The sequence below is a fragment of the Rathayibacter sp. Leaf248 genome, assembly GCF_920939495.1.
GTDB lineage: Bacteria > Actinomycetota > Actinomycetes > Actinomycetales > Microbacteriaceae > Rathayibacter > Rathayibacter caricis.
Map to the genome: position 1 here is coordinate 2,293,334 of NZ_CAKLAV010000001.1, position 24,207 is coordinate 2,317,540.

The window sequence follows — 24,207 nt, forward strand, 5'->3', positions numbered from 1 at the left end:
GCGGCCCGGGTCCCCCTGTCGGACGCTAGTCGAACAGCGCGTCGACCTGCTCGTCCGCGTCGGTGAGCGAGGACGGGTCGGCCTGCCCCTCGAGGACGGCGTCCACGGCCGGCGTCATGATGCCGGCGATCTTCGCCGCGTTGTCGGTGATCGGGAAGAGGAAGGTGGTGCCGTCGTCGACCTGCTGCGTGAAGGCGGTGACGTCGATCCCCTTGTCGGCGAAGGCGGCCTTCGCCGCGTCGGTGCCGCTCGGGATCGCCGGGAAGACGACTCCGGCCGCCCCGATGACGTCCTGGCACTCGGCCGAGGCGAGGTACTCGACCCACTTGGCCGAGGCGTCCTTGTTCTCGGAGCCCGCCCAGATCGAGTCGGCGAGGCCGTTGAACATGGTCGAGCGCTCGCCGTCGGGGCCGATCGGGGTCGGCGCGATGCCGACGTCGACGCCCGTGAGCGAGGTGAAGGAGTTGATGTTCCACGAGCCATTGGTGGTCATGGCGTACTTGCCGGCGCCGAACGTCTGCGCGGCGTCGCTGCCGGTCACCGCGGCGACCGAGGGCATGTAGCCCTTCTCGATCAGGTCGGCCATCCAGCCGATGGTCGACTGGAACTTCTCGTCGTCGTAGTTGTAGGCGGTGCCCCACGGGTTCTCGTCGGTGTAGGTCCAGCCGGTGCTGCCGGCGTACATGCTCCACTGCGTCTGGCCGTTGCCGCCGCCCGAGCCGCCGTCCAGGCCCAGTCCGTAGACCGCGACGCGGTCCTTGTCGAAGCCGTCCTCGTCGCCGCGGACGCCGTTCACGTCGACGGTGAGGTGGGCGATCGCCTCGCCGTAGGTGCCGCCGTCCTCCGGGTTCCACTCCAGCTCGGCGAGCTGCTCGGGGGTGTAGCCGCCGTCGGTGATCAGGGCCTCGTTGTAGAACACGGCCACGGTGTCCCAGTCCTTGGGCAGGCCGTAGCGCGCGCCGTCCTGGCCGACCCAGAGGTCGGCGAGGCCGTCCTGGTACTGGTCGACGTCGACGCCGTCCTTCTCGAGCACGTCGTCGAGGGCGACGAGCTGGTCGTTGGCGATGAAGTCGGCGTACTTCGAGAGGTGGTTCGTGAACACGTCGGGGGCGGTGCCGGCGACGAATCCGTTGGTCAGCTTCGTCCAGTAGTCGTCCCACGAGTACTGCGAGATGTTCACGGTGACGTCGGGGTTCGAGGCCGAGAAGTCGTCGGCGCACTGCTGGTACGCGGCCTTCTGGTTGTTGTCCCAGAGCCAGTACTCGACGGTGCCGGTGGCGGCGCTGGTGTCGATCGATGCGCCGTCGTTCGACGCGGCGCCACCCCCTCCTCCGCCGACGCAGGCGGTGAGGGAGAGGCCGAGCGCGGTGGCGCCGGCGAGGACGGTGGCGGATCTGCGGAGAGTGCGTGACACGGTGGTGGGTCCTATCTGCTTCATTGCACGAGGTGGGGGAAGGGGTCTGCGGGGCGTCACTTGACGCCGGAGTAGCCGATCGAGTCGACGATGCGGCGGCCGAAGGCCAGGAAGAGCACGAGCACGGGCACGGCGGCGACGAGCGTCGCGGCCATGAGGCCGGCCCAGTCGGGGCTGCCGTTGGGGGTCTGCGAGCGGAACACACCGAGGGCGACGGTGAGGACGCGGGACTCCTCCGTGTTGCCGGCGAGCAGCGGCCAGAAGTAGTCGTTCCAGGTGTTGATGTAGGTGAGGATCCCGAGCGTGGCCAGCGGAGCGACGCTCATCGGCACGATCAGGCGGAAGAAGATGCGCAGCTTGCCCGCGCCGTCCAGCTCGGCCGCCTCCTCGATCTCCTTGCTGATCCCGAGGAAGAACTGGCGGAGGAAGAACACGGCGAACGGGGTCATCAGCAGGCTCGGCAGGGCGAGCCCGGCGAACGAGTTGAGCAGCCCCAGGTCGCGCATGAGGACGAAGTTCGGCAGCGCCGTGAAGATCGGCGGCACCATGAGCGCGGTGAGGAAGAGGAAGAACACCGCGTCGCGCCCCGGCCAGCGCAGGCGGGCGAAGGCGTAGGCGGCGAGCGAGCAGAACAGCAGCTGACCGGCGGTGACGAGGGTCGCGTAGGCGACCGAGTTGCGCAGGTAGAGCCAGAAGTTCACGGAGGCGCCGGAGCCGCCCTCGGCGATCGCCTGCTCCTGCGTCGCGAAGCCGAGCACCCGGGCGAACGCGCCCCAGGTGAACTCGACGGGCAGGAGCGAGGTGGGGTCGCTGGCGAGGGCGTTCTCGGTCGAGAAGGCCGTGCGGATCATCCAGAAGAAGGGGAAGAGGGTCACGAAGAGCGCGGCGATCAGGGCGGCCCAGGCGAGGATCCGGCCGGCGGAGGGACGGCGGCGGACGGGCCGACGCGGGGCGGGAGGGGCGGCGGCGAGCGTCGGATCGCTCAGCGGCAGGGTGGCGGTCATCGGTCTTCCTTCTTCACGCGAGGTCGGACTGGTCGGCGCGCAGCAGCCGGAGCTGCAGGAGCGCGACGCCGGCGAGGATGACGAGCAGGACGACCGAGATCGCGCTGGCGTAGCCGAAGTCGTTCTCGCCGAAGCCGACCTGGTAGATGTAGAACTGCATGACCCGGGTGGCGTTCACGGGTCCGCCGCGAGTGGTCACGGCGACGGTGTCGAACACCTGGAACGAGCCGGTCACCGTCACGACCAGCACCAGGGCGAGGACGGGTCGCAGCAGCGGCAGCGTGATCCGCCAGAACGAGCGCCACTCGCTGGAGCCGTCGATCTGCGCGGCCTCGTAGACGTACGGCGGGATCATCTGGAGCCCGGCGAACACGAGCAGCGCCGTGTAGCCCATGTGCCGCCAGACGTTGACCAGCGCGATCGTCGGGATCGCCCAGTCCTGATCGGCGAAGAACGGGATGCGGGTGAGGCCGACCGTCTCGATCAGGCTGTTGATGAGCCCGAGCTGGTAGTCGAGCAGGAGGAACCAGATCATCGCGGCGATGACGTTCGAGATGAGGAACGGCAGCAGGATCGCTCCGCGGATCACCACCGACTGGGTCACGCGGTGCATCAGGACGGCCAGCCCGACGGCGACCACGGTCTGCACGACGATGTTGATCGAGACGTATTCGAGCGTCACCCAGACCGAGTTCCAGAAGAGCGGATCGGTGGCGAGCCGCACGTAGTTGTCGAACCCGATGAAGCTCGGGGCGCTCATCAGGTTGTAGTCGGTGAAGCTGAGGTAGATGCCCCGGACGGTCGGCGCGACGTAGAAGGTGCCGAAGCCGATGGCCGCCGGGAGGATGAACGCGATCGCGACGAGGAGCTCGCGACCGCGGGCGCGGCGGCGGTTCGGGGTGAGCCGGGGCCGTGCGGCGACGCCCTGCGCGGCCGTCATCCGCGGTGCCGATGCGCGCCGGGGAAGGTCGTCATGGTGACTCCTTTGTCAGTACATACGAGCAGCTACTCGTGTAGCTTGTGAGGAGAAGCTACACGAGTAGCTCGGCCTTGTACACATGTCGGCAAGATGTCCTGACATGGGGGCCGTCACCCTTCGCGACATCGAGATGGAACCTTCATGACAACGTCGTCCGTTCCCGAGCCCACCAGCGTCCGAGTGCAGCTCGAGCCGGGCGGGGCGTTCCTGGACGCGGCCCGCTCCCCCGTCGACGTCGCTCTCGGCGCCGACGGCGACAGCCTGCGGATCGAGGTCTCGACGACCCGGCAGGTGGCGCGCGTGGTGCTGCGCTGGCGTCGGCCCGTGCCCGCCGGCACCCTGGTGCTGGGCGACGCGTGGGAGCGCAGCTACGGGGAGCTGGAGTGGGCGTCCGTCCGGCCCGAACGCGTGCTGCCCTGGAGCGTGCTCCTCCACGACCCCGCCACCGGCTCGACGGAGGGACTCGGCGTCGCGGTGCGGGGCGGGGCGCTCGCCTTCTGGCAGTGCGACCCGCTGGGCGTCACCCTGACCCTCGACCTGCGGAGCGGCGGCGCGGCCGTGCGCCCGGGCGACCGCGCCGTGCACGCGGCGACCGTGCACCGCGTCGAGGGGAGCAACGGCCCCTTCCGCGTGCAGCAGGAGCTGATGCGCGCCCTGTGCGCGGATCCGCTGCGCCGCTCCGTCCCGCTGGTCGGGGCGAACAACTGGTACTACGCCTACGGCCGCGACTTCGGGATCGACGCCGTCGTGCGCGACGCGCGGATGGTCGCGGATCTCGTCGGCGACCACGCCGTGCGGCCCTTCGGAGTGATCGACGACGGCTGGAGCTCCGACGGCACCGCCGACCACCTAGCCGCCTCGCCCGGTCCGTGGCTCCAGGGGCGCCCCGACCGGTTCCCGGACATGTCTGCCGCGGCCGACGCGCTGCGCGCCGAGGGGGTGCGGCCGGGCGTCTGGTACCGGCCGCTGCTCACCCGCGACGCCTCGGTCGCGGGCATCCGGGGTCCGCGCGACGGCGCTCTGGCGCTGGACCCGAGCTCGGGTGCCGTGCTCGACCTCGTCGCCGCCGACGTCGACCGGCTCCGCGGCTGGGGCTACGAGCTGATCAAGCACGACTTCTCGACTTACGACCTCCTCGGCGCCTGGGGGCCCGACTTCGGCGCCTCCCCGGGCGACGGACCGGCGCTGGCCGACCCCTCGTCGACCACGGCGGAGGCGCTCGTCGCCTTCTACCGGACCGTCCACGCCGCCGCGGGAGCGTCCCTCGTGCTCGGCTGCAACGTCGTCGGCCACCTCGCGGCCGGACTCGTCGACGCCCAGCGGATCGGCGACGACACCTCCGGACTCGACTGGGACCGCACCCGCCGCGTCGGGGTCAACACGCTGGCCTTCCGCCTCGCGCAGCACGACGCGTTCTTCACCGCCGACGCCGACTGCGTCGCGAGCACCCCGGGCACCGACTGGGCGCTCAACCGGCAGTTCCTCGACCTCGTCGCCCGCAGCGGAACGGCCCTCTTCGTCTCGGTCGACCCCGCCACACGCACCGACGCCGTGGACGCCGACCTCGCGGCCGCCCTGCGCCTGGCCCTGGACGGCGGAACGTCGGGCGGCATCGAGCCGCTCGACTGGATGCACTCGCCGACGCCGTCGCGCTGGCGGGCCGGCGACGAGGTGGTCGACTACTCCTGGCTCGCGGACGAGGGCGCGGACGCGTTCGAGCCGTTCGCGTCGGCGAGCCCGGACCCGGCGGCTTGAGCGGGCGGCGTCCGCTGGAGCGTGGGAGTGCGCGCGGGACTGGTCGCGGATCGGGGCCTGCGCGCGACGCACGCCCCGGTGCGTGACCAGTCAGCGCACGGCAGGTCGCCGAGTGGACGCGGACCGGGCGCATCGAGCGGATGAGCGCCCGCTCCGCGCCCACTCGCCGATCCGGCCTCAGCTCCGCAGCGTCTGGCTCGGCTTCTCGCCGAAGCGGGCCTGGTAGGTGCTCGCGAAGCGCCCGAGGTTGCCGAAGCCCCACTCGCGCGCCACGGCGGCGACGGTCGTCGAGCACGGGTCGCCCGCGACGAGGTCGGTGTGCGCGCGGTCGAGGCGCACGTCGCGCAGGTAGACCGACGGCGAGACTCCGAGGTGCCGCTGCGTCGCCTGCTGCAGGGTGCGCGTGTGCAGTCCGGCCGCGCGGGCGGCGTCGGCCGGGGTGATCGGGTCGCGGGCGTGGTGCTGCAGGAAGTCGAGCGCCACGCGGGTCCGCGAGGCGGACGGGCGGCGGAGGATCTCGGGCACGTCCCACGCGCGCCACGGGAACAGCGCCAGCAGCGCGCGGGCGAGGTTCAGCTCGGCCGTGAAGCGCACGAGCGGAGCGGTCGCCGCGGCGGCCAGCGCCGACGACGCCTCCGACACCGCGGTGCGCCAGCGCGCGAGCACGCTCGGATCGGGGTCGGCCTCGTGATCGAACGAGACGGGTCGGCGCGGGCCGGCGTGCGACTCCGTGGCGACGTCCTCGAGGAACGCCGGGGCGAAGTGGATCAGGTTCTGCCGGTGCGGCAGGAAGTCGAGGCCGAAGTGGCGCTCGGCGGGGAAGAGGAACGGCGCCGACGCCGCTCCGGTGCGGGTGAAGGGGCGCAGGGTGAGCGCGCCGCCGCCCGCGCGGAACCAGCCGACGACGTACTCGCGCAGGTGCGGCACCTCGCCCGAGAGGGCGCCGGCGCAGTCGGAGGTGCGCAGCGTCACGCGCTCGCTCCCCCGGAACGCGTAGCGGAACGAGAACGCGCCGGCTCCCGGAGCGACGCGGAAGCGCCCTCCGCCGTACGCGTCGGCGTAGACGGCCGACGCCGCCTCGGGATCGACGCCCGTCACCTCGAAGCGCCGCTCGGCGCCTCCCGTCGCATCGGAGGAGGAGCCGAAGGGGCTGCCCGTCGTGAACGTCGACCCGCTCATGACGGCCGCCCGGGCCGGCCGAAGGGGGTGTGTCGCATGGAGGGACCTCGCTGTGTCGTGAGCCCGACGGCCCGGCCCCGGTCGGGGTCCGCGTGCACGTCGGCTGCTATTCAGACGCGTTCGGGGGGCGTTTCGTCACGATTCCGTCGCCTGAGAAGTCCCTCCACAGCGAGCGGGACGGCCGGTTCGTGCGCCGAGCGGCCATCCCACGGGCTCCCTGGCCTCGAGCCTGGTAGGCATTCCCTCTGGGCCGCGCACCGGCCCGATCCGCGGGCGCCGCCCGTGGGACGACGTCCCGGACCACGACGCCCGGACGCCGGCAGCGACCCGACGGCAGGAGGCGATCATCGACGACGACCCCCTCCTGCACGCCTCGGACGCCACCCTCGCCGCCCGCGCGGTCGACGGCGACATCGCCGCGTTCGAGCAGCTCGCCCGCCGCCACGGCGCCCTGATGCGGGTCTACGCCGCGAAGCTCCTCGGCTCCGACGTCGAATCCGACGACGTGGTGCAGGAGGCGTTCCTCACCGGCTGGCGCCGCCTGGCCGATCTCGACAGCCCCGCGAACATCCGCAACTGGCTGATGCGCATCGTGACCCACAAGGCGATCGACCGGATCCGCGTCCGCCGCCGCCACGACGACATCGACGACTGGGACCCGCCCGCTCCCGCCGAGCACTCCCCCGAGCGCATCGTCGAGGCCCGCCTCCAGCTGGACGCCGTCTGGGAGGCACTGGACCGATTGCCCGCCGATCAGCGACGCTGTTGGTTGCTCCGCGAGACCGCCGGCTACAGCTACCAGGAGATCGCCGACGCTCTCGACCTCCCCGTCTCGACGATCCGCGGCCTCCTCTCCCGCGCTCGACGATTCCTGCTCCACGAACTGGAGGCATGGCGATGAACCCCGACGACGCCGTGCCCGACGACGACCTCGACGGCCACACGCTGGACGAGCTCGGCGAGTACCTCGACCGTGGACGCACCCCGCTCGACCCCTCGATCGAGAACTCCGCCGCCTGCCGCCTCGCACTGGCGAACCTCACCCGCCTGACCGAGCTGTCGGCGAGCGCCCTGCGCAGCCGGGCCGACCGCGAGCCCGACCGCGACGACGTCTGGATCGCGGGGCTGCTCGACGCGATCCGCTCCGAGGTGCGCTCCGGACGCGACGTGCCGATCGGCCACCCCGATCCCACGCTGCGCCTGGCGCTCACGGAGGCCGCCGTCCGCGGGATGATCCGCCGCGCCGGCGACACGATGGGCGGCGTGATCATGGGCCGCTGCACGCTCGACGGCGACGTGGCGACGCCCGGCGCGCCCGTCCGGGTCGACGTGACCTGCGCCCTCGAGTTCGGCCTGTCGGTCGACGAGGCCGCCGACCGGCTGCGCGAGCGCATCCGCTACGCCCTCGAGCGCCACACCGACCTCGTCGTCACCGAGATCGACGTCACCGTCGACGACGTCTACGCCCGCCGGGAGGACCGACCGTGACCGACGACACCGCGCTCTCGCAGCGCCTCACCGCCGCTGTCCGCGACGCGGAGGGCGTGGTCGGCGTGTACCCCGCGCAGCCGCCGCTCGAGGCGGCCGCCGACGCGCTCGCCGTGACGCTCTCGCTCCGTCAGCCCGACGTGCTGGTCGACATCGACCGGTCGGAGGGGTTCACGACGGTCAGCGCGCACATCGCCACCTCCGCGGCGCTGCCCGCTCCCGAGATCCTGCGCGCGGTCGGCGAGCTGCTGCACGGGATGCTCCGGGAGGAGCCGAGCGTGACCGGTCCGCTCGCCGTCAACGTGAAGGTGCGCCTGATCGAGGACTCGGGACGCGCGGAGGAGTAGCACCCGGCGCGGTCAGAGCGGGAACACGACCCCGCTCATCCGCTCGGACGCGGCCCACAGGCGGGACGCGAGCGCTTCGTCGCGGGCCTGCCGCGACCGGCCGATGAGCTGAGCCCCTCCGCGCATGTGCAGGAACCGCTCCGGGCCGGTGAACGCGCCGGGCGGCACGTCCCCGGTGGCGGCGAGCAGCACGGGCAGAGCGCCGTCCTCCGGGCTCTGCGCGAGCAGGGCGGTGAGGCGCGCCGCGATCCCCGTCGCGCGCCCGGTCATGCCCGTGGCGACGAAGCCCGGATGGGCGGCCACTGCGAGGACGGGCGATCCCACCCCGGTGAGCCTCCGCTGCAGCCCGGCCGTGAAGAGCAGCCCGGCGAGCTTCGACGTCGCGTAGACGCGCGACTCCCGGTACGGGGTCCGCTCGGTGTTCAGATCGTCGAGGTCGAGGCGCCCCATCCGCTCTGCCTGCGACGCGAGCGACACCACGCGCCCCGTGATCCGCGGCAGGAGCAGGTTGGTGAGCGCGAACGGGCCGAGGTGGTTGGTGCCGAACTGCAGCTCGACGCCGTCCGCCGTGCTCTCGCGCTGGGCGGTCGAGACTCCGGCGTTGTTGATCAGCACGTCGATCGGTCCGCTCCACTCCTCGGCGAAGCGGTGGATCGACGCGAGGTCGGCGAGGTCGAGGCGGCGCACGAGGGTGTCACCGGCGATCGCGGCGGCGACGCCCTCGCCCTTCGCCGTGTCGCGGACCGCGAGCACGACTCGCGCACCGGCCGCCGCCAGGGCGCGGGCGGTGGCGAGGCCGATCCCACTGGTGGCGCCGGTGACGACGACGGTGCGGCCGGACTGGTCAGGAGGAGAGGAGGTCATGGGGCGAGACTAGGCACTGTCTAGAATCTAGTCAATGCCTAGCAGTACGATCGACGGGTGACCCCGCCCTTCCACCACGGCAACCTCCGCGCGGAGCTGCTCGAGCAGGCCGAGACGCTGCTGCGCACCGACGGCGTCGACGCGCTGTCGCTCCGCGAGCTCGCCCGGCGGGCCGGCGTCAGCCACGGGGCCCCGCGGAGCCACTTCGTCGACCGGCAGGCGCTGCTCGACGCGCTCGCCGTGCGCGGGTTCGACCGGCTCACCCAGGCGGTGCACGCGGCCGTCGAGTCGCCGGGCGCGTTCCCGGAGCGGTTCCGCCGCGTCGGCCGCGCCCATGTCGTCTTCGCGGTCGAGCACGCCGCGCTGATGGAGCTCATGTTCCGGCTCGCCGCCGACGAGGGGCCAGTGCGGGAGGCGTCCGCGCGGCTCTTCCAGGTGCTCGACGGAGCCCTCACCGTCGAGCCGTCGGGCGACCCCCGCGCTCGCGAGCGCTTCCAGCTCCTCTTCGCGGCGTCGGTGCAGGGCACGGCCGCGCTCGTGATCGCGCAGCGCGTCACGCCGGAGCAGGGCCAGGTGCTGATCGACGACGCGACCGACGCCCTGCTCGGCTCGGAGCTGTGGGAGCGCGTGCAGCGCTGAACGCGGCCGAGCCACCGTCGATCCGTCACGGACGGCCGCGTGACCCGCCGATCGGCGGCCGTTCGCGACGTGTCGATCACCCTTGCTGGTCGAGTAGCCGCCGCAGGCGGCGTATCGAGACCCGCGACCTCCAGAGACGCGGGTCTCGATACGCCCGCTCCGCGGCCTACTCGACCAGCAGCACAGCACCCGAAGCCCTTCCCGCCGCGCGAGACCACCACCCCTTGCTGGTCGAGTAGCCGCCACAGGCGGCGTATCGAGACCCGCATCCCTCGGACAGGCGGGTCTCGATACGCCCGCTCCGCGGCCTACCTGACCAGCAGCACAGCGCCCGAAGCCCTCCCCGCCGCGCGAGACCACCACCCCTTGCTGGTCGAGTAGCCGCCGCAGGCGGCGTATCGAGACCCGCATCCGCCGGCGCGTCAGGACGACTGCCGGACGACCAGCCGGTGCGAGAGGGCGACGGTGCGCGCGACTCCCGCGGTGTCTCCGTCGAGCCGCTCGAGCAGGAGGCGGGCGCACGCGCGCCCGATCTCGCGGGCGGGGTTCTCGACCGTGGTGAGCGCCGGGCTCACCAGCGAGGCGGCGTCGATGTCGTCGTAGCCCGTCACGGCGAGGTCCTCGGGGACCCGCAGTCCCCTCTCCCGGGCGGCGTCGAGGACTCCGATGGCGATGAGATCGTTGGCGGCGACGATCGCATCGGGGCGATCGGCTCCGTCCAGGAGCGCCGCGGCGCCCGCGCGACCGCCTTCGCGCGTGAACGACTCGAAGCGGATGTCGCTCGCGACGATCGGGCGACCGGCGTCCCCGTGGGCCCGCTCGAAGCCCTGGAGGCGCTCGGTGGTGGTCGTCGCGTTCTCGTCGCCGCCGACGAAGGCGATCCTCCGGTAGCCGCGACCGAGCAGGTGCTCGGTGACGGCGCGCACGCCCTCGGCGTCGTCGGTGTGCACGACGTCCCCGCCGGAGGCGACGGTGCGACCGAGCGTGACGAACGGGATGCCGGCCGAGCTCAGCTCCTGCAGGATCGTCGCGGTGATGCCGTACGGCGCGGCGACCACCCCGTCGACCCGGCGCGAGATCAGCTGGCGGAGTGTCGCCTCCGATCGGCCGATCCCGCTCGAGTCGGTGATGCTGAGGAAGAGCCCCCGGGGCACGAGCACATCCTGCATCCCCCCGGCGACCAGCGGGTAGAAGGGGTTCTCGAGGGTCGGCACGACCAGGGCGATGGTGTTCGTGCGTCCCGAGCGCAGCTGGGCCGCTCCGGGGTGGGCGCTGTAGCCGAGCTCCGCGATCGCCGCCTCGACACGGAGGCGGGTGGCCGGCGCGACCGGCCGGTTCCGCGAGAGGACGTGCGAGACCGTGGACACGCTGACGCCGGCCGCAGCGGCGACGTCCCTGATTCCCGCCATCGCGTGTCCCCCCGACGTCGAAAGCTTGTGCATCAGCGCGGGGTGGCGTGCACGCATCCGCACCGAAGTCTTCGCAGAGTAGCGCTTCGCAGTCCTCGCTCACGGGTACGCTCACTCAAAACGTTTTGCACAGGCGGAGGATCATGACGAAGGACCGCGCACGGGGCTCCCTGCTGGGGCTCGCCATCGGCGATGCCATGGGGGCTCCGACCGAGGGCATGACCCTCTTCGCCATCCGGGAGCGATGGGGGCGGGTGACGACCTTCGTCGAGGAGGACGCCGCCGGCACCGACGACACCGAGTACGCCGTGCTGACCGCGCAGAGCGTGCTGGCCGGCGGCGCCGGGATGACGTCCGACGACGTCGCCCGCGCCTGGCTCGCGGCATTGGAGGTGCAGAAGGCCGGCTTCCACGGGGCGGGCTTCAGCGAGATGATCGCGCTGGCGAACCTGCAGGCGGGGCTCCGTCCGCCGGTCAGCGGGCAGCGCAACTCCGAGATGTGGAGCGACGGAGCGGCGATGCGCGCGGCTCCGATCGGGATCTACGCCGCGGGGGATCCGACCCTCGCCCGCCGCCTCGCCGTCGTCGACGCCCGGGTGAGCCACGACCGCGACGGCGTCTTCTGCGCCGAGTCGATCGCGGCGGGCGTCGCCGTCGCCATGGTCGCGGACTCGATCGATCCGGTCCTCGAGGCGATGCTGGACGCCCTCCCCGCCGACTCGTGGTCGCTGCGGCTGGTGCGGCGGGCGCTGGACGTCGCCTCCTCCGCGTCGTCGGTCGAGGCCGCGGAGGAGGAGCTGTTCGAGAGGATCCCGCTCCGGCAGTACATGTGGGCGGACGCCGCTCCCGAGGCCCTGGCGCTCACGATGGGGCTGCTGCAGGCCACCCGGGGGTCGCTCGCGGTCATCGAGTCGGGCGTCAACATCGGCCGCGACTCCGACACGATCGCCGCCATGGGCGGAGCGGTCGCCGGCGCCCTGCACGGAGCCGGCGCCCTCGACCCCGCACTGGTCGCTCAGGTGAGGTCGGTCGCCGGCCGTTGCATCGAGGCGACAGCAGGGACGGACCTCATCGACCTCGCCGACGCCCTCGTCGACCGGTCGACCGCCGACAGGAGGATCGCCGCATGACCACCGATCGAGAGCGGCGCGCCGTCGCCGCCGTGCACGGACTCGCCCTCGGCGACGCCCTCGGAGCCCCCGCCAGCGAGCACCGCACCATCCACGACCCCTTCGTGCGCCAGAGCCTGCGCCGCGGTCGCGCGGAGCTCGACGCGGAGCTGGTGCTCCGGCCCGTCGTCCCGTTCGTCCTCAGCGCCCTCGGCACGCAGTCGCTCGTCGGCACCGACGACACCGAGCTCTTCGCGGTCGCCGCGCTCGCGATCCTCGAGGCGGGGCCGTCGGACGCGAGCGCCCTCTTCGCGAGCTGGCGCCGCCTGATGTCCGTCGACGGCACCTGGACCGGCACCGCGCAGCGCTCGGCCCTGCTCAACGCCGACGAGGGCCTCCTGCCGCCGCAGACCGGGCGCGACAACCCCGCCTTCTACGACGACACGGCCCTCCCGGGCGCACTCGCCGCCGCCGTCGCGAGAGAGGACCCGGCAGAGGCGTCCGCTCTCGCCCGCACGCTCGCCGAGATCACCCACGACGGCGTCGGAGTGGACGCGGCCGGGCTGTTCGCCGCGGTCGTCTCGCGCGCCCTGCGCGGGGAGGCCCTCGCCCGGGCGCTGGACGCCGAGCTGGCGTCGTCCGACCTGGACGACTGGCTGCTCGACGGCATCGCCGATGCCCGCCGCATCCTGGACGAGCACGCGACGATGTTCGCGGCGGTCCCCGCGCTGGTCGCGCGCTTCGCCCCGCGCACCTACAGCCACCCGGGCACGGTGACGGAGACGCTCCCCCTCGCGCTCGCCCTCGCCGAGCGGGCGGACGGCGACCACGAGCGCGCGATGCCTCTCGCCTTCTCGATCACCCGGCACCAGGACAGCCTGCCGGCGCTCGTGGGAGCCCTCTGCGGCGCGGTCGGCAGCGCGGTCGACGCGGGGCCGGTCGACGTCGTGAGCGGAGTGACCATCCCCTCGGTCGCCGGCCGCTCCCTCCGGGACCTCGCGGCCTCCCTCCTCGCCTCGAGCCCGGCGCCCCGAGCCTGACCGGGTGAGGGGTCGGCGGACTCCCGCCGGCGGAGCGCGCTCGGGCACGTCGATCCGTCGCGCGGGGCCGCGTGATCCCGCGATCGGCGGCCGTCCGCGACCTCTCGGTCAGCCCTCTGCGACGGTTCGCGCGCGGGTGGCGGCACCGCCCCGGGCGCGGGTCAGAACAGGCGGACCGCGTCGGAGGGCTCGTCGAGGCCGCGCACCAGCACCGGGATCCGCTTCCGGAACGCGAAGAACCCGCGCGACGCCGAGGGCCACGCGGTGCCGTCCCATCGGCGTCGCACGGTGACGAGCGCGACTCCCTCGCCCGCGAGGGCGGGGCGGAGTGCGTCCAGCCGCTCACGGACGGGACCGACCGGTGCGTACGGGACCACCACGGTGTCGAGCCGCTCGGACGTCGCCCACTCGAGGACCGTCGCGGGACGCGCATCGGCCAGCAGCCGGGCCGGCCGACCACCTGCATCCTGCGCACGGGACGCGGCGTCGACGAGGGCCGCTCCGGTGAAGGCCTGCACCGCCTCCGACACCGCGAGCGGGGAGCGCTCCTGGGCGTCGGCGGCCGCGGCGCTCGCCACGATCCGGTCCGCCAGGCCGGGCTGCTCGGCGAGGAGGCTCTCGGCGTCGAGGTCCTCCTCGTGCAGCAGGAGGCCGGGGCGGGCGCCGACGGTCCCGACCACGTCGTCCGAGCCGATCGCCTCCCGGGGCGGGAAGTGCTCCTCGACCAGCGCGGGAGCCGTGGTGGCGAGGCCCTGCGGAGAGAAGCGCCCGTCGGTGTACCGCGCGATGTTGGAGGCGGACGCCAGGTAGGTCTTGCCCGGTGTCTGGAGGCCGGCGACCCACCTCCACGACAGCGTGTTCGACGCGGCGTCGCCGTCGAGCAGGTGCCGGTAGAAGAAGTCCGCGCCGAGCTGCCAGGGCAGCTCGAGGGTGAAGATCCAGATGCTCGCGAACCACATGCGCGTGTGGTTGTGCAGGTAGCCGGTCTCGACGAGCTCGCGCACCCACTCGTCCATCGCGTCGATGCCGCTCCGCCCGCCGATCGCGTCGCGGTACCCCGACGGGAGGCCGGCCGCGGCGAGGTCGTCCACCTCGCGGCGGTAGCGGCGCCACACCTCCGGGTTCTGCTCGAGCCAGCCCTTCCAGTAGGTGCGCCAGAACACCTCCTGCACGAACTTCTCGGCAGCGGTCAACCGGTGGCGCGCGAGGACCGCGGCGACGACCTCCCGCTCGGTCACGAGCCGGTGGCGGAGGTACGGGGAGAGCCCGGACACGTTGTCGCGCGACGATCCGAGGTCGTGGTTGCGGTCGCGGGCGTAGGCGCCGCCGGCGCGGGGGACGAAATCGGCGAGCGCGTCGAGCCCGGCGGCTCGGGTCGGGAGGAACATCGCCCCATCATGGGGGGCGTCGCGGTACGGAGACTGACAGCGCGCGACCGCGTGGCTCGTGTGCCCGCGGGCCTCCCGGTCCTCCCGGTCCTCCCGGAAGTTGCGGGAAGCGTGAGTAGTTACCGCGACTTTCGAAGAACCACCGCGCCTCGCGGCCAGGCTCCCCCTCCCTCTCCCCAGAAGTTGCGGGAAGCGCGAGCCGTTACCGCAACTTCTGGAGGAGCGCGGCGCCTCCGCCCGCGCCTCGCCGCTCCACGCACCTCTCGTTCTCCCGAAGTTGCGGGAAGCGCGAGCAGTTACCGCAACTTCTGGAGAAGCGCGCAGGCCGCTTCTGAAGGAGGGTGCGCACCGCGAGCGGAGGGACCATGAGCCACCCCAGGAATCCCCGCCACCCACCCCCTAAGTTGGGGCGTGGGGTCGAGGGAAGGAACTGCCGATGAGCATGGAAGGCGCGGCCTGGAGCTCGCTCTACAAGATCTCGACCGTCAGGGACGGCAAGCACGGCATCTCCCGCGCCTCGGTCCGGCGCATCATGACGTTCGCCGTGCCGTACCGGTCGCAGCTGCTGATCTTCATCACCCTCTCGATCGTCGGAGCGTTCCTCGCGGTCGCGACGCCGGTGCTGGCCGGTCAGGTGGTCGACGTCATCGTCGCGCGGGGCGAGGTCGCCACGATCATCCGGATCGCCGTCGTCATCGCGCTCGTCGCCGTGGCTGACGCCGCCGTGTCCCTCGTGACGCGCTGGTACTCCGCGCGGATCGGCGAGGGCGTGATCCTGGACCTGCGCACCGCCGTCTTCGATCACGTGCAGAAGATGCCGATCGCGTTCTTCACCCGTACCCGCACCGGCGCCCTCGTGAGCCGCCTCAACAACGACGTGATCGGCGCGCAGCAGGCGTTCAGCGGCACCCTGTCGGGCGTCGTCACGAACCTCGTAGCGCTCATCCTGACCCTGATCGTCATGCTCACCACGTCCTGGCTCGTCACGGTCCTCGCCGTCGTCATGCTCCCGATCTTCCTGGTGCCCGCGCGCCGGATGGGCGGCCGCCTCGCCGCGCTCCGCCGCGAGGCCGCCGATCACAACTCCGCGATGAGCACGCAGATGACCGAGCGCTTCTCGGCCCCCGGCGCCACCCTCGTCAAGCTGTTCGGCCGGCCCGACGAGGAGGCCGAGGAGTTCCGCGTCCGCGCCGCCCGTGTCCGCGACATCGGCGTCCGGACCGCGATGCTGCAGTTCGTCTTCTTCACGGCGCTGATGCTCGTCTCGGCCCTCGCCCTCGCGCTCGTCTACGGGCTCGGCGGCGTCCTCGCCCTCGGCGGCGCCCTGGACACGGGCGAGGTGGTCACCCTGGCGCTCCTGCTCACCCGCCTCTACGCGCCGCTGACCAGCCTCGCGAACGCCCGCGTCGAGATCATGAGCGCGGTCGTCAGCTTCGAGCGCGTCTTCGAGGTGCTGGACCTCGAGCCGCTCATCCAGGAGAAGCCCGACGCCGTCTCCGTCCCCGAGGGCCCCGTCGCCGTCGAGTTCGACGACGTCCGCTTCGCCTACCCGTCCGCCGACAAGGTGTCCCTCGCCTCCCTCGAGGAGGTCTCGACGCTCGACACCCGCGGCGGCGAGGAGGTGCTGCACGGTGTGTCCTTCCGGATCGAGCCCGGTCAGACGGTGGCGCTCGTCGGCACGTCCGGAGCCGGCAAGTCCACGATCGCGCAGCTGCTCTCGCGCCTGTACGACGTCGACAGCGGTGCCGTGCGGCTCGCCGGGACGGACGTCCGCGATGTCACGTTCGACTCCATGCGGCACAGCCTGGGCATGGTGACGCAGGACGGCCACCTGTTCCACGAGACGATCCTGTCGAACCTGCGCCTCGCCCGACCGGAGGCGTCCCTCGACGACGTGTGGGACGCGGTCCGCCGCGCGCGGCTCGAGCCGCTCCTCCGCTCGCTGCCCGACCAGCTCGACACGGTGGTCGGCGAGCGCGGCTACCGGCTCTCGGGCGGCGAGCGCCAGCGCCTGACCATCGCGCGGCTCCTGCTCGCCCAGCCGCGGGTCGTCATCCTCGACGAGGCGACCGCCGCGCTGGACTCGACCTCGGAGGCGGCCGTGCAGGCCGCGCTCAGCGAGGCGCTGGAGGGGCGGACGGCGATGGTCATCGCGCACCGCCTGTCCACCATCCGCAGCGCCGACCTGATCCTCGTGATCGAGGACGGCTCCATCGTCGAGCGCGGCACGCACGACGAGCTGCTGGCCGCCGGCGGGCGGTACGAGGAGCTGCACCGCACCCAGTTCGCGGTGCAGAAGAGCCTCGCGGCCGACGTGGAGGCGCTGACCGGGGCGTGAGCCCCTCGCCGCGGCGGCGCTCTCGGAGCACAGCGGCGGCGGTCCGCGGCCTCCGCGCCGAGCGTCCCGGCTGCGGGCGCCGCCGTCGAGAGGTGCGGCAGTGTCCCTCCGCACTCGGTGAAGGGCAAGGGGGCGCGGTGCTCGAGGAGCACGACGGACTCTGAGGGGACACCACGATCCTCTCGGAGGCAATGATGTTCTTCCACGTGCAGCGACTCATCAACGACATCGAGCAGGACGAGCCGGATCCGGCCGCCGCGAACGCGCTGCAGGAGGGGCTCGGCGGGCAGTTCGGCGAGATGCGCACCATGATGCAGTACCTCTTCCAGGCGATGAACTTCCGCGGCGCCGACGCGAAGCCGTACCGCGACCTGATCCAGGGCATCGGCACGGAGGAGATCAGCCACGTCGAGCTGATCGGCACCACCATCTCGCGCCTGCTCGACGGCTCCCCGCGCTACAACGGCAAGCCGACGGATCCGCTCGACACCCCGGGGGCCGGCGGAGCGACTCCGCTGAACATCGCCCTCGACACGGGCAACATCCACCACTACCTCGTCGGAGCACAGGGCGCCCTGCCGGTCGACTCGGTCGGCAACCCGTGGAGCGGAAGCTACGTCTACAACTCGGGCAACCTCGTGCTCGATCTGCTCTACAACCTCATGCTCGAATCGACCGGGCGCCTGCAGAAGTGCCGCATCTACGAGATGACGGACAACAAGACGGCCCGCTCGACGATCGCCTACCTGATCGTCCGCGACCAGGCCCACGAGAACGGCTACGCCAAGGCGCTCGAGACGCTCGGCATCGACTGGAAGAAGACCCTGCCGATCCCGAAGACGAACGCCGAGAGGTTCCCCGAGGTCAAGAAGCTGGTCGATCTGGGGCTGCAGAGCAAGCAGTACACGTTCGACCTCGAGGGCGCGTCGGAGGCGGGGAAGATCTTCCGCGGCGCCTCGCCGTCGAACGACGGCACGACCCTCGAGTCGAAGGAGCAGGCTCCGGAGGGAGTGCCCTCGGTCATCGCGCCCGAGCGCTTCGAGGAGTTCTCGCCGGGCCTGGATCCCGAGCTGCTGAAGCTGATCCAGACGACCGCCGAGATGGAGCTGGACGAGATCAGCTCGTTCTACGGCCCGACCGGGAAGTAGCGCGATCGATCCGTCGCGAGTGGCCGTGCGGATCGCCGCGGATCCACGGCCGTTCGCGACGGATCGACGTCCTCCGGACGGGTCGGACCCACCCGTCACGGACGGTCGTCCCGACCGCGAACCGACCGCCGTTCCTGACGGATCGACGTCGTCCCTCGACGGAACGAGGAGCACGCTACGGAACGGCGGGCTCACGCGGCGGATCGGAGTGCCGCCCGCAGCGAACACGTGTTCCGCTCGCCGTCCGCATCGGCTCAGCTGGGGACGTGCAACGGATTCTGGTGCTGGGTGGGACGGGATGGCTGGGCCGCGAAACGGCGTCGGCCTGGGCGCGGCGTGGCGCGGAGGTGGTCTGCCTCGCTCGGGGAGTGACGGGACCCGTGCCCGACGGCGTGAGGCTCGTCGTCGCGGACCGCACGCAGCCCGGCGCCTACGACGGGCTCGACGGCGACTGGGACGCGGTCGTCGAGCTGGCCGCTCCGCCCGCGCTCGTCGAGGGGGCGCTCGGCGCCCTGGCGGACAGAGCGGCGCACTGGACCCTGGTCTCCTCCGTCTCGGTCTACGCGCGCACCGACGAGCGCGGTGCCGACGAGTCGGCGGAGCTCGTGACTCCGACCGACCCCTCCGACTACGCGCACGCGAAGGTGCTCGCCGAGCAGGCGTCGACCGCTCGGCTCGGCGACCGGCTCCTGATCGCACGGCCCGGCCTCATCGTGGGCCCCGGCGACCCGAGCGACCGCTTCGGGTACTGGCCCGCCCGCCTGATGCGGGGCGGCACCGTGCTGCTGCCGGAGCCGGCGGGCCGCTGGGTGCAGGCGATCGACGTGGCGGATCTCGCGGAGTGGATCGCGTCGGCGGGAGCAGGAGGCCTCACCGGGACCGTGGACGCGGTCGGACCGAGCACTCCGTTCGAGGAGTTCCTCGCCGCGGTCAGGTCGGCCACCGGATTCGACGGGGAGTTCGCTCCGCGCTCCGACGAGTGGCTCCGGGAGCACGGGATCGACCACTGGGCGGGGCCGCGGTCGCTGCCGCTGTCCCTCCCGCGGCCCGACACGGCGTTCGCGCGACGCAGCGGAGCCGCGTACCGGGCGTCCGGAGGCGTCTTCCGTCCGCTGAGCGACACGGTCGAACGGGTGCTCAGCGACGAGATCGCGCGCGGGATCGGCCGTGCGCGCCGGTCGGGGCTGGCGCGGGAGGTCGAGCGGGAGGCGCTCGGCGCGGTGCATCCCGACCAAGTGCGGCACCCCTCCTCGCTGAACGAGTAGCCGCGCAGCGGGCGTATCGCATCCTGATCGAAGGGCGACCCGCTGGAGGCGGCGGGTCTCGATGCACCCCTCCGGGGCTACTCGACCAGCAGCGCGGGTCAGGCGGGCGGAGCCGAGCGGCGCGGGATCGACGCGAGGTCGATGCCGAGCTCGGTGCGCAGGCGGGAGGCGAAGACGCGCTCGAGGTCGGCGCAGGCGGGGTCGCCCTCCGCCCACAGGCGCGCGGCGACGCAGGCGTCGGCCAGGCGGGCGGCGGTCAGGTCCGACCACCACTCCCCCGACCCCGCCTCGGCGAGCAGCGTGCGGGCGGCGGCGACCTCCGCGCGGGCGCGCTCCAGAAGCAGCCGGGTCGCCTCCGGATCGGACTTCGCCGTCCAGAGGTCCGCGATGCGCGCGCTGAGGAGCGCGTCGGCGCGGCAGCAGGCGTCGTCGACGACCGATCGGGCGTCGGTCCGGGCGAGCGGGGCGCACACGGTCGTCACGACCGCTCCGGGGTACGGGAGCGGTCTGCGGTCGGGACGGGCGGGGAATCCGTCATGGGTGGCCTTTCACGGGGGACGGGCGATGCGGTGGCGGACGGAGTGACGTCGGATCGACGCGAGCGGGGGTCTCGCGCTCCGTCCCGAAGGGGTACATCCACGTTACTGAGGGGTTCCTCAGGCAGGGAGGGCTTGTCAGGGCCTTGCCGGGAGGAGCAGAGGTTCAGCAGAGGCGGCGACCGCCCGGAACGCGGGACGTCCTCTTGCGGACGTGTCCGCTAGCGGGCCTTGCGTGCGTGCGGACCGGTCCCGAGACTGAGGGGCCGCCCGCCCCGATCCTGGAGGATCCTCTGCCCGCCTCGACCGACTCCCCGCCCTCCCCCGCGCCTGTCGGTGACCGTGCCGTGCGCGCCTGGCTCCGCGGCGGATCCCTCGGACCGACCGCGCTGTCGCGCCGTGGCGGGATCCTGGTGCTGCTGTCGATCCTCCTGGTGCTGGTGCCGATCGCCGCGCTGACCCTGCTGCACGTCGACGCCCACGTGTCGCTGAAGGTGACGGTGGTCACGATCACGGTCACCGCGCTCGTCGGGGCGGTGCTGCGGGTGATCGCCGACGCGCGGCCGACTCCGCGGGGCGACCTCGACCGGGCGGGCAAGGCGGTCGGAGCGGTCGCCGCGGTGTTCACGGTGCTGTCCGTGGTCGTCGATTGGAGCATCATCCGGCTCTGAGCGCGACCTCGACGGTGTCCGGAAGCGGACAAGTCCGCAAGCGGCGCTTGTCGGAGCGCTCTCACGGCTGGACACTGAGAGCTCGCGACCCTCTCGCGACGCGGCCCTCGACGGTCGCCACGATCCCCTGGAGGACGCCGTGCGGCATCACCTCGCACCTCGGCCGACCGCGTCGGCTCCCTCCGTCGCCCGGTCGAAGGTCGGGCGCTCCGCGTACGGGTCGGCCCTGTGAGCACGATCGAGAGCGCGGCCGCGGTCTCCACGCCGTCCGCCGAGCCCGACGCGGGTGCGGGCCTGTCCGCCTCCGATCCGCGTCCCTCCGCGTCCGATCCGCATCAGCCCGCCGTCGCGGAGGCACCCGCCACGCCGGCGACCCGCCGGTCCCGCCTGCGCGCGTGGCTCCGCGAGGGCTCGCTCGGCCCCACCGAGCTGACCCGTCGCGGCGTGCTGCTGGTGCTGCTCTCGATCGTGCTCGTGCTCGCACCGGTCCTGACGCTCACGCTGATGGACGTCGACTCGCACGTCGCCCTCAAGGTGTGGCTGCTGGCGATCACCGTCATCGCGATGCTCGGCGCGCTGCTGCGCGTGGTCGCCGACATCCGCCCCACTCCGCGGAGCGACCTGGACCGCGCGGGCAAGGCCGTGGGAGCGGTCGCCGCGATCTACACGGCCGCGGCCGTGATCATCGACTGGAGCATCCTGCACCTGTGACGGGATCCGGAGCAGCCCGACCGCTCCGATCCCGCGACGACCCCCATCCGAGGCACGCCTCGCTCCGAAGACCCTGCGACAGAGAAGGAGATCGAATGGCTTCCAGCAGCAGACGGTGGCACGTCGGAGCGATCGTCGCGCGTGTGCGCGCGTCGTCCGCGATCAGCGCCTCCGGACTCGACACCGCGGCCCGCGCCGCCCGCAAACTCGACGTTCTCCGGATCGCCGACCTCGTCGACGCCGGTCGTCTCACCTCGGAGCAGGCGGTCGAGCAGTTCCTGCGCATCGTCGACGAGGTCTCAGCGGGTCCCTCCACCTCGCCGAACCCGATCCTGAACGGCTGACGCGACCTCAGTCAGAGCGGCGCTATTCGAAGTAGCGCGCAGATGGGGGCTGAACGAGGAGGGAGCGATCTCGGTCGAGGATCCCGATAGCCGTTTCATAGGCGTCAACGGACGTCATCTCACCGTAAGCGACGAGCGCTTGCAGCACCTCGCAGGTGTGTTTGGTGATGATGCCGCGCTTTTGCGCCAGGTCGTATGCAGAACGATCTTCGGTGAGCCACACCGAATCCGTGAATCCAGCGAACCGTCCAATGACATAGAGCGTCTGACTCTCGCCCAGATGCTTGGTCGGCTCGTCCTTCCTCCCGCCGAAGCGCGCGACTCTGGTTTGCTCGACAGCTCGGACATCCATGGGGTCATCGATGCGGATCTCATCACCGAACCACTCCTGCAGGTTTATCTGACGAAGGTTCGGCACGAACTTGCGGGACTGTACGATCTCGCGAGAAACCGCTTCTACTACACGCCCCTTATCGGCGAGGAACGTGCGCAGAACCCCGAGCTGGTCCACTGAGGCGAAGTTGCAGAGAACAGATGTGTCCGGAAAAAGGTGTGTCGCCACGGACTTCAGTACCTGCCGGAGTTCGAAGGCGAGTCGCCAGTATCGTCCTCGAGCGCCTCGCGCACCTGCTCGACCGGCTGACACATCAGATCCGCAGCCGCTTGAAGAGTCGTCTCGCCCGCCAGATAGGCGTCTATGCAGCGCTGGACAAGATGCATCGGAGCTCGAGGACTCGCCGATCTACCAGTGCGGGTGAGGAGTGAAGCGCCCCGCCCTAGACCCATCCCAACCGATCGCATGGTTCTCGCACCGAGAGTATCGCGTGTCGCCGCATCGATCATTCCCAACGCCAGGAGTCGTCTGGACATGGCGTCGGGCGTCAAGCGGAACGTCCAGCAGAGCTCATCGAAATGATCCTCGGCGACCCTACCATCGAGGAAGTTCCGAATATCCTCTTCACACGCGAGGAAAATCGAGGCGAAGGCATTGGCTCGACGTTCCGACTTCTCGTCCATCGAGGAGCCAGTACTGTTCACCGCATACTCTTCGATGATTTCCGTCGCGTCGCCGCGCAGGATATGCCCAATCTCGTGACCCAGCGTGAATCGCTGACGAGCGAACTGCTGGGTTGTACCGAGGATTACTAGGCGAAACGGCCCATCTTGGTAGGAGACGCCGTCACAGCCGCGTGGCAAGTTCGCGACTACGACATTGATTCCGAGCTTCTTCTCGACCAAGTCGATGACATCCGGCGTGGGCTTCAACGAGATGCTCTCACCGAGGAGCTGAAGGGCCTGCATTGCGAGCTCTTCCGCCTGAAGCCCGAGTCGAGGAGCGCCACCAGGAGCGGGAAGAGCCGGCGCATTGCTCTGCAAACCCAGCGCTTCGAGTGCATCGAAGCGCTCCGCTACTGCACTGATCAGCGCCTTGCTGCTCTCCTGAAGCTCACTGAGCGATGCCGGCTCCGCTCTAGCGGCGATCTGCCACGATCGAGATGGGGCACCGGTAATCAACCAGTCGACGCTCTGACGACCTAGTTGCGCAATTGCCGCGAGCTCGCTCGACGAGAAATTCCGTTGTCCACCTAGACTCTTCGAGAGTTTAGATCCATCGATCCCGATGCGTTCTGCGAAGGCGGCATGCGTCATACCTGTCGCGTCGAGGATCTGCCGGACTCGCTCCGTCAGAAGATTTGTCATTTTTCAAGAGTACGCTGATTTGCGATAATCGCAAACCCTGACGGCTTCGGCAAGGTCATCGACGCAGAACGATCGTCAGGACCTTCCCGAGCGAGAAGGATGTCGCCCCCTCAGGTGACGGCGCGCATCAGTGATGCGACCGGATCGCGCCCACCGCCGCACCGACCAGCGCGGCCAGGCCCGCCGCCGCGGTGCTGACGGCGGTCACCGCCTCGCTCCACGGCGTCGTGTCGTGCGACTGGAAGCCCATGACCGCCGGAGCGATCACGAACGTCGCGAGCAGCACGCCCGGCATCGTGCTGCCGAGCAGGCAGGCGAACGCGACGCCCAGCGCCACCGAGCGCCCGAGGGCTCGCACCGCGAGTGCCCCCAGGCCGAGCACCGGGATCAGGCTGAGCGCCATCTGCAGCAGCGGGGCTCCGATCGGAGTCGGGGCGCCGAGGAGCCCCGAGACCAGCGCGTGCGCTCCGTTCAGCGCGAACACCGCGGCGACGGCGACCGCGCTCGCCCGGAACACGGCGCTCACCGGCGCGAGAGCGCGCATCAGCGCCAGAATCCCCGCGGCGAGCAGCAGCGTCGCGACACCGAAGACCTGCGCAGCCGCCCCCACGTTCACCCACGGGTCCGCGGGCATGGAGTAGTCGTAGAGGTGGTCCTGGATCGTCCGGTCGGCCGGCGTCCCCGCCTCCCCCACGATCAGCCAGCGCTGCACCGCGGCCTGCAGCTGCAGCGCCGCGGAGGCGAGGAACGCGGCGGCCGCGAGCAGCGCCCACGCCGGGGACGTGCGGGCACGGCGGGTGGGAGTCGCGACGGCCGTCATGGCGGCACGCTAGCGCCGCCCCGGGTACGGCGGAGGAACAGCGGGCGTCGAGGCGGCG

General features: G+C 71.8%; 24 protein-coding genes. 13 read left to right on the forward strand and 11 right to left on the reverse strand.

The window, feature by feature from the left end:
* Nucleotides 1–25 precede the first annotated feature (25 nt).
* Genes LRG51_RS10980 through LRG51_RS10990 form a run of 3 tightly spaced genes read right to left on the reverse strand, consistent with a single transcriptional unit; the run spans nucleotide 26 to nucleotide 3,358 of the window.
* Complete coding sequence (locus LRG51_RS10980; RefSeq protein WP_230672757.1) at nucleotides 26–1,414, reverse strand: ABC transporter substrate-binding protein; 1,389 nt, start codon at nucleotides 1,412–1,414, stop codon at nucleotides 26–28.
* A 56-nt stretch (nucleotides 1,415–1,470) separates the two neighbouring features.
* The gene (locus LRG51_RS10985) at nucleotides 1,471–2,418 is read right to left on the reverse strand and encodes a carbohydrate ABC transporter permease (protein ID WP_056868991.1); all 948 of its coding nucleotides are present in this window, start codon (nucleotides 2,416–2,418) and stop codon (nucleotides 1,471–1,473) included.
* Nucleotides 2,419–2,431: 13 nt separating this feature from the next.
* A complete protein-coding gene (locus LRG51_RS10990) occupies nucleotides 2,432–3,358 on the reverse strand; it encodes a carbohydrate ABC transporter permease (RefSeq protein ID WP_230672758.1) in 927 nt (308 codons plus the stop codon).
* Nucleotides 3,359–3,538: 180 nt separating this feature from the next.
* Between LRG51_RS10990 and LRG51_RS10995 the strand changes: the two genes are divergently transcribed.
* Entirely contained in the window at nucleotides 3,539–5,152 is a 1,614-nt protein-coding gene (locus LRG51_RS10995) for a hypothetical protein (RefSeq protein WP_230672759.1), read from the forward strand.
* Nucleotides 5,153–5,329: 177 nt separating this feature from the next.
* Here LRG51_RS10995 and LRG51_RS11000 read toward each other — a convergent pair whose 3' ends face one another.
* Complete coding sequence (locus LRG51_RS11000; RefSeq protein ID WP_230672760.1) at nucleotides 5,330–6,331, reverse strand: helix-turn-helix transcriptional regulator; 1,002 nt, start codon at nucleotides 6,329–6,331, stop codon at nucleotides 5,330–5,332.
* Nucleotides 6,332–6,743: 412 nt separating this feature from the next.
* Between LRG51_RS11000 and LRG51_RS11005 the strand changes: the two genes are divergently transcribed.
* The 3 genes from LRG51_RS11005 to LRG51_RS11015 are packed head-to-tail and all read left to right on the forward strand — an operon-like array spanning nucleotide 6,744 to nucleotide 8,166.
* Nucleotides 6,744–7,232: an RNA polymerase sigma factor gene (locus LRG51_RS11005; protein ID WP_268966592.1), complete on the forward strand. Its 489-nt coding sequence runs from the start codon at nucleotides 6,744–6,746 to the stop codon at nucleotides 7,230–7,232.
* The gene (locus tag LRG51_RS11010) at nucleotides 7,229–7,819 is read left to right on the forward strand and encodes an Asp23/Gls24 family envelope stress response protein (protein ID WP_162238011.1); all 591 of its coding nucleotides are present in this window, start codon (nucleotides 7,229–7,231) and stop codon (nucleotides 7,817–7,819) included. Before LRG51_RS11005 ends, LRG51_RS11010 begins: the two co-directional genes overlap by 4 nt.
* Complete coding sequence (locus LRG51_RS11015) at nucleotides 7,816–8,166, forward strand: hypothetical protein (RefSeq protein WP_230672762.1); 351 nt, start codon at nucleotides 7,816–7,818, stop codon at nucleotides 8,164–8,166. The genes LRG51_RS11010 and LRG51_RS11015 overlap by 4 nt, the downstream gene beginning before the upstream one ends.
* 12 nt (nucleotides 8,167–8,178) lie before the next feature.
* Here LRG51_RS11015 and LRG51_RS11020 read toward each other — a convergent pair whose 3' ends face one another.
* Nucleotides 8,179–9,030, reverse strand: a complete 852-nt coding sequence (locus tag LRG51_RS11020; RefSeq protein WP_230672763.1) for an oxidoreductase — start codon at nucleotides 9,028–9,030, stop codon at nucleotides 8,179–8,181.
* 57 nt (nucleotides 9,031–9,087) lie between these two features.
* Between LRG51_RS11020 and LRG51_RS11025 the strand changes: the two genes are divergently transcribed.
* A complete protein-coding gene (locus tag LRG51_RS11025) occupies nucleotides 9,088–9,669 on the forward strand; it encodes a TetR/AcrR family transcriptional regulator (RefSeq protein WP_230672764.1) in 582 nt (193 codons plus the stop codon).
* A gap of 422 nt (nucleotides 9,670–10,091) precedes the next feature.
* Here LRG51_RS11025 and LRG51_RS11030 read toward each other — a convergent pair whose 3' ends face one another.
* Nucleotides 10,092–11,078, reverse strand: coding sequence for a LacI family DNA-binding transcriptional regulator (locus LRG51_RS11030; RefSeq protein ID WP_230672765.1), 987 nt, complete (start codon nucleotides 11,076–11,078; stop codon nucleotides 10,092–10,094).
* Between the two features lie 143 nt (nucleotides 11,079–11,221).
* Between LRG51_RS11030 and LRG51_RS11035 the strand changes: the two genes are divergently transcribed.
* Together LRG51_RS11035 and LRG51_RS11040 are read left to right on the forward strand one after the other, a co-directional pair.
* Nucleotides 11,222–12,208, forward strand: coding sequence for an ADP-ribosylglycohydrolase family protein (locus LRG51_RS11035; RefSeq protein WP_230672766.1), 987 nt, complete (start codon nucleotides 11,222–11,224; stop codon nucleotides 12,206–12,208).
* Nucleotides 12,205–13,227: an ADP-ribosylglycohydrolase family protein gene (locus LRG51_RS11040; protein WP_107574080.1), complete on the forward strand. Its 1,023-nt coding sequence runs from the start codon at nucleotides 12,205–12,207 to the stop codon at nucleotides 13,225–13,227. Before LRG51_RS11035 ends, LRG51_RS11040 begins: the two co-directional genes overlap by 4 nt.
* A gap of 161 nt (nucleotides 13,228–13,388) precedes the next feature.
* On the opposite strand, the gene LRG51_RS11045 is transcribed toward LRG51_RS11040, so the two are convergent.
* Nucleotides 13,389–14,615 carry an FAD-binding domain-containing protein gene (locus LRG51_RS11045; protein WP_230672767.1) on the reverse strand — a complete coding sequence of 409 codons (1,227 nt, stop codon included), beginning with the start codon at nucleotides 14,613–14,615 and terminating at the stop codon, nucleotides 13,389–13,391.
* A gap of 436 nt (nucleotides 14,616–15,051) precedes the next feature.
* Here LRG51_RS11045 and LRG51_RS11050 point away from each other — a divergent pair, with 436 nt between their 5' ends.
* The 3 genes from LRG51_RS11050 (at nucleotide 15,052) to LRG51_RS11060 (ending at nucleotide 19,366) form a co-directional block, all read left to right on the forward strand.
* The gene (locus LRG51_RS11050; RefSeq protein ID WP_230672768.1) at nucleotides 15,052–16,953 is read left to right on the forward strand and encodes an ABC transporter ATP-binding protein; all 1,902 of its coding nucleotides are present in this window, start codon (nucleotides 15,052–15,054) and stop codon (nucleotides 16,951–16,953) included.
* Nucleotides 16,954–17,147: 194 nt separating this feature from the next.
* Nucleotides 17,148–18,101: a manganese catalase family protein gene (locus LRG51_RS11055; protein WP_055784925.1), complete on the forward strand. Its 954-nt coding sequence runs from the start codon at nucleotides 17,148–17,150 to the stop codon at nucleotides 18,099–18,101.
* A gap of 281 nt (nucleotides 18,102–18,382) precedes the next feature.
* Nucleotides 18,383–19,366 (forward strand): NAD-dependent epimerase/dehydratase family protein, encoded by a 984-nt coding sequence (locus LRG51_RS11060; protein WP_329958735.1) that lies wholly within the window; start codon nucleotides 18,383–18,385, stop codon nucleotides 19,364–19,366.
* A gap of 98 nt (nucleotides 19,367–19,464) precedes the next feature.
* Here LRG51_RS11060 and LRG51_RS11065 read toward each other — a convergent pair whose 3' ends face one another.
* Complete coding sequence (locus LRG51_RS11065; protein WP_055784915.1) at nucleotides 19,465–19,848, reverse strand: hypothetical protein; 384 nt, start codon at nucleotides 19,846–19,848, stop codon at nucleotides 19,465–19,467.
* Between the two features lie 401 nt (nucleotides 19,849–20,249).
* On the opposite strand from LRG51_RS11065, the gene LRG51_RS11070 reads away from it, so the two are divergent.
* The 3 genes from LRG51_RS11070 to LRG51_RS11080 all read left to right on the forward strand — a co-directional run bounded on the left by LRG51_RS11070 (nucleotide 20,250) and on the right by LRG51_RS11080 (nucleotide 21,628).
* Complete coding sequence (locus LRG51_RS11070) at nucleotides 20,250–20,573, forward strand: hypothetical protein (protein WP_107574075.1); 324 nt, start codon at nucleotides 20,250–20,252, stop codon at nucleotides 20,571–20,573.
* A 228-nt stretch (nucleotides 20,574–20,801) separates the two neighbouring features.
* A complete protein-coding gene (locus LRG51_RS11075) occupies nucleotides 20,802–21,284 on the forward strand; it encodes a hypothetical protein (protein ID WP_230672770.1) in 483 nt (160 codons plus the stop codon).
* A gap of 95 nt (nucleotides 21,285–21,379) precedes the next feature.
* The gene (locus LRG51_RS11080; RefSeq protein WP_055784904.1) at nucleotides 21,380–21,628 is read left to right on the forward strand and encodes a hypothetical protein; all 249 of its coding nucleotides are present in this window, start codon (nucleotides 21,380–21,382) and stop codon (nucleotides 21,626–21,628) included.
* Between the two features lie 22 nt (nucleotides 21,629–21,650).
* On the opposite strand, the gene LRG51_RS11085 is transcribed toward LRG51_RS11080, so the two are convergent.
* The 3 genes from LRG51_RS11085 to LRG51_RS11095 form a co-directional block, all read right to left on the reverse strand.
* Nucleotides 21,651–22,139 (reverse strand): hypothetical protein, encoded by a 489-nt coding sequence (locus LRG51_RS11085; RefSeq protein WP_230672771.1) that lies wholly within the window; start codon nucleotides 22,137–22,139, stop codon nucleotides 21,651–21,653.
* Nucleotides 22,140–22,195: 56 nt separating this feature from the next.
* Nucleotides 22,196–23,329 (reverse strand): helix-turn-helix domain-containing protein, encoded by a 1,134-nt coding sequence (locus LRG51_RS11090; RefSeq protein WP_230672772.1) that lies wholly within the window; start codon nucleotides 23,327–23,329, stop codon nucleotides 22,196–22,198.
* Nucleotides 23,330–23,456: 127 nt separating this feature from the next.
* Entirely contained in the window at nucleotides 23,457–24,149 is a 693-nt protein-coding gene (locus tag LRG51_RS11095; protein ID WP_230672773.1) for a hypothetical protein, read from the reverse strand.
* Between the last annotated feature and the right edge of the window lie 58 nt (nucleotides 24,150–24,207).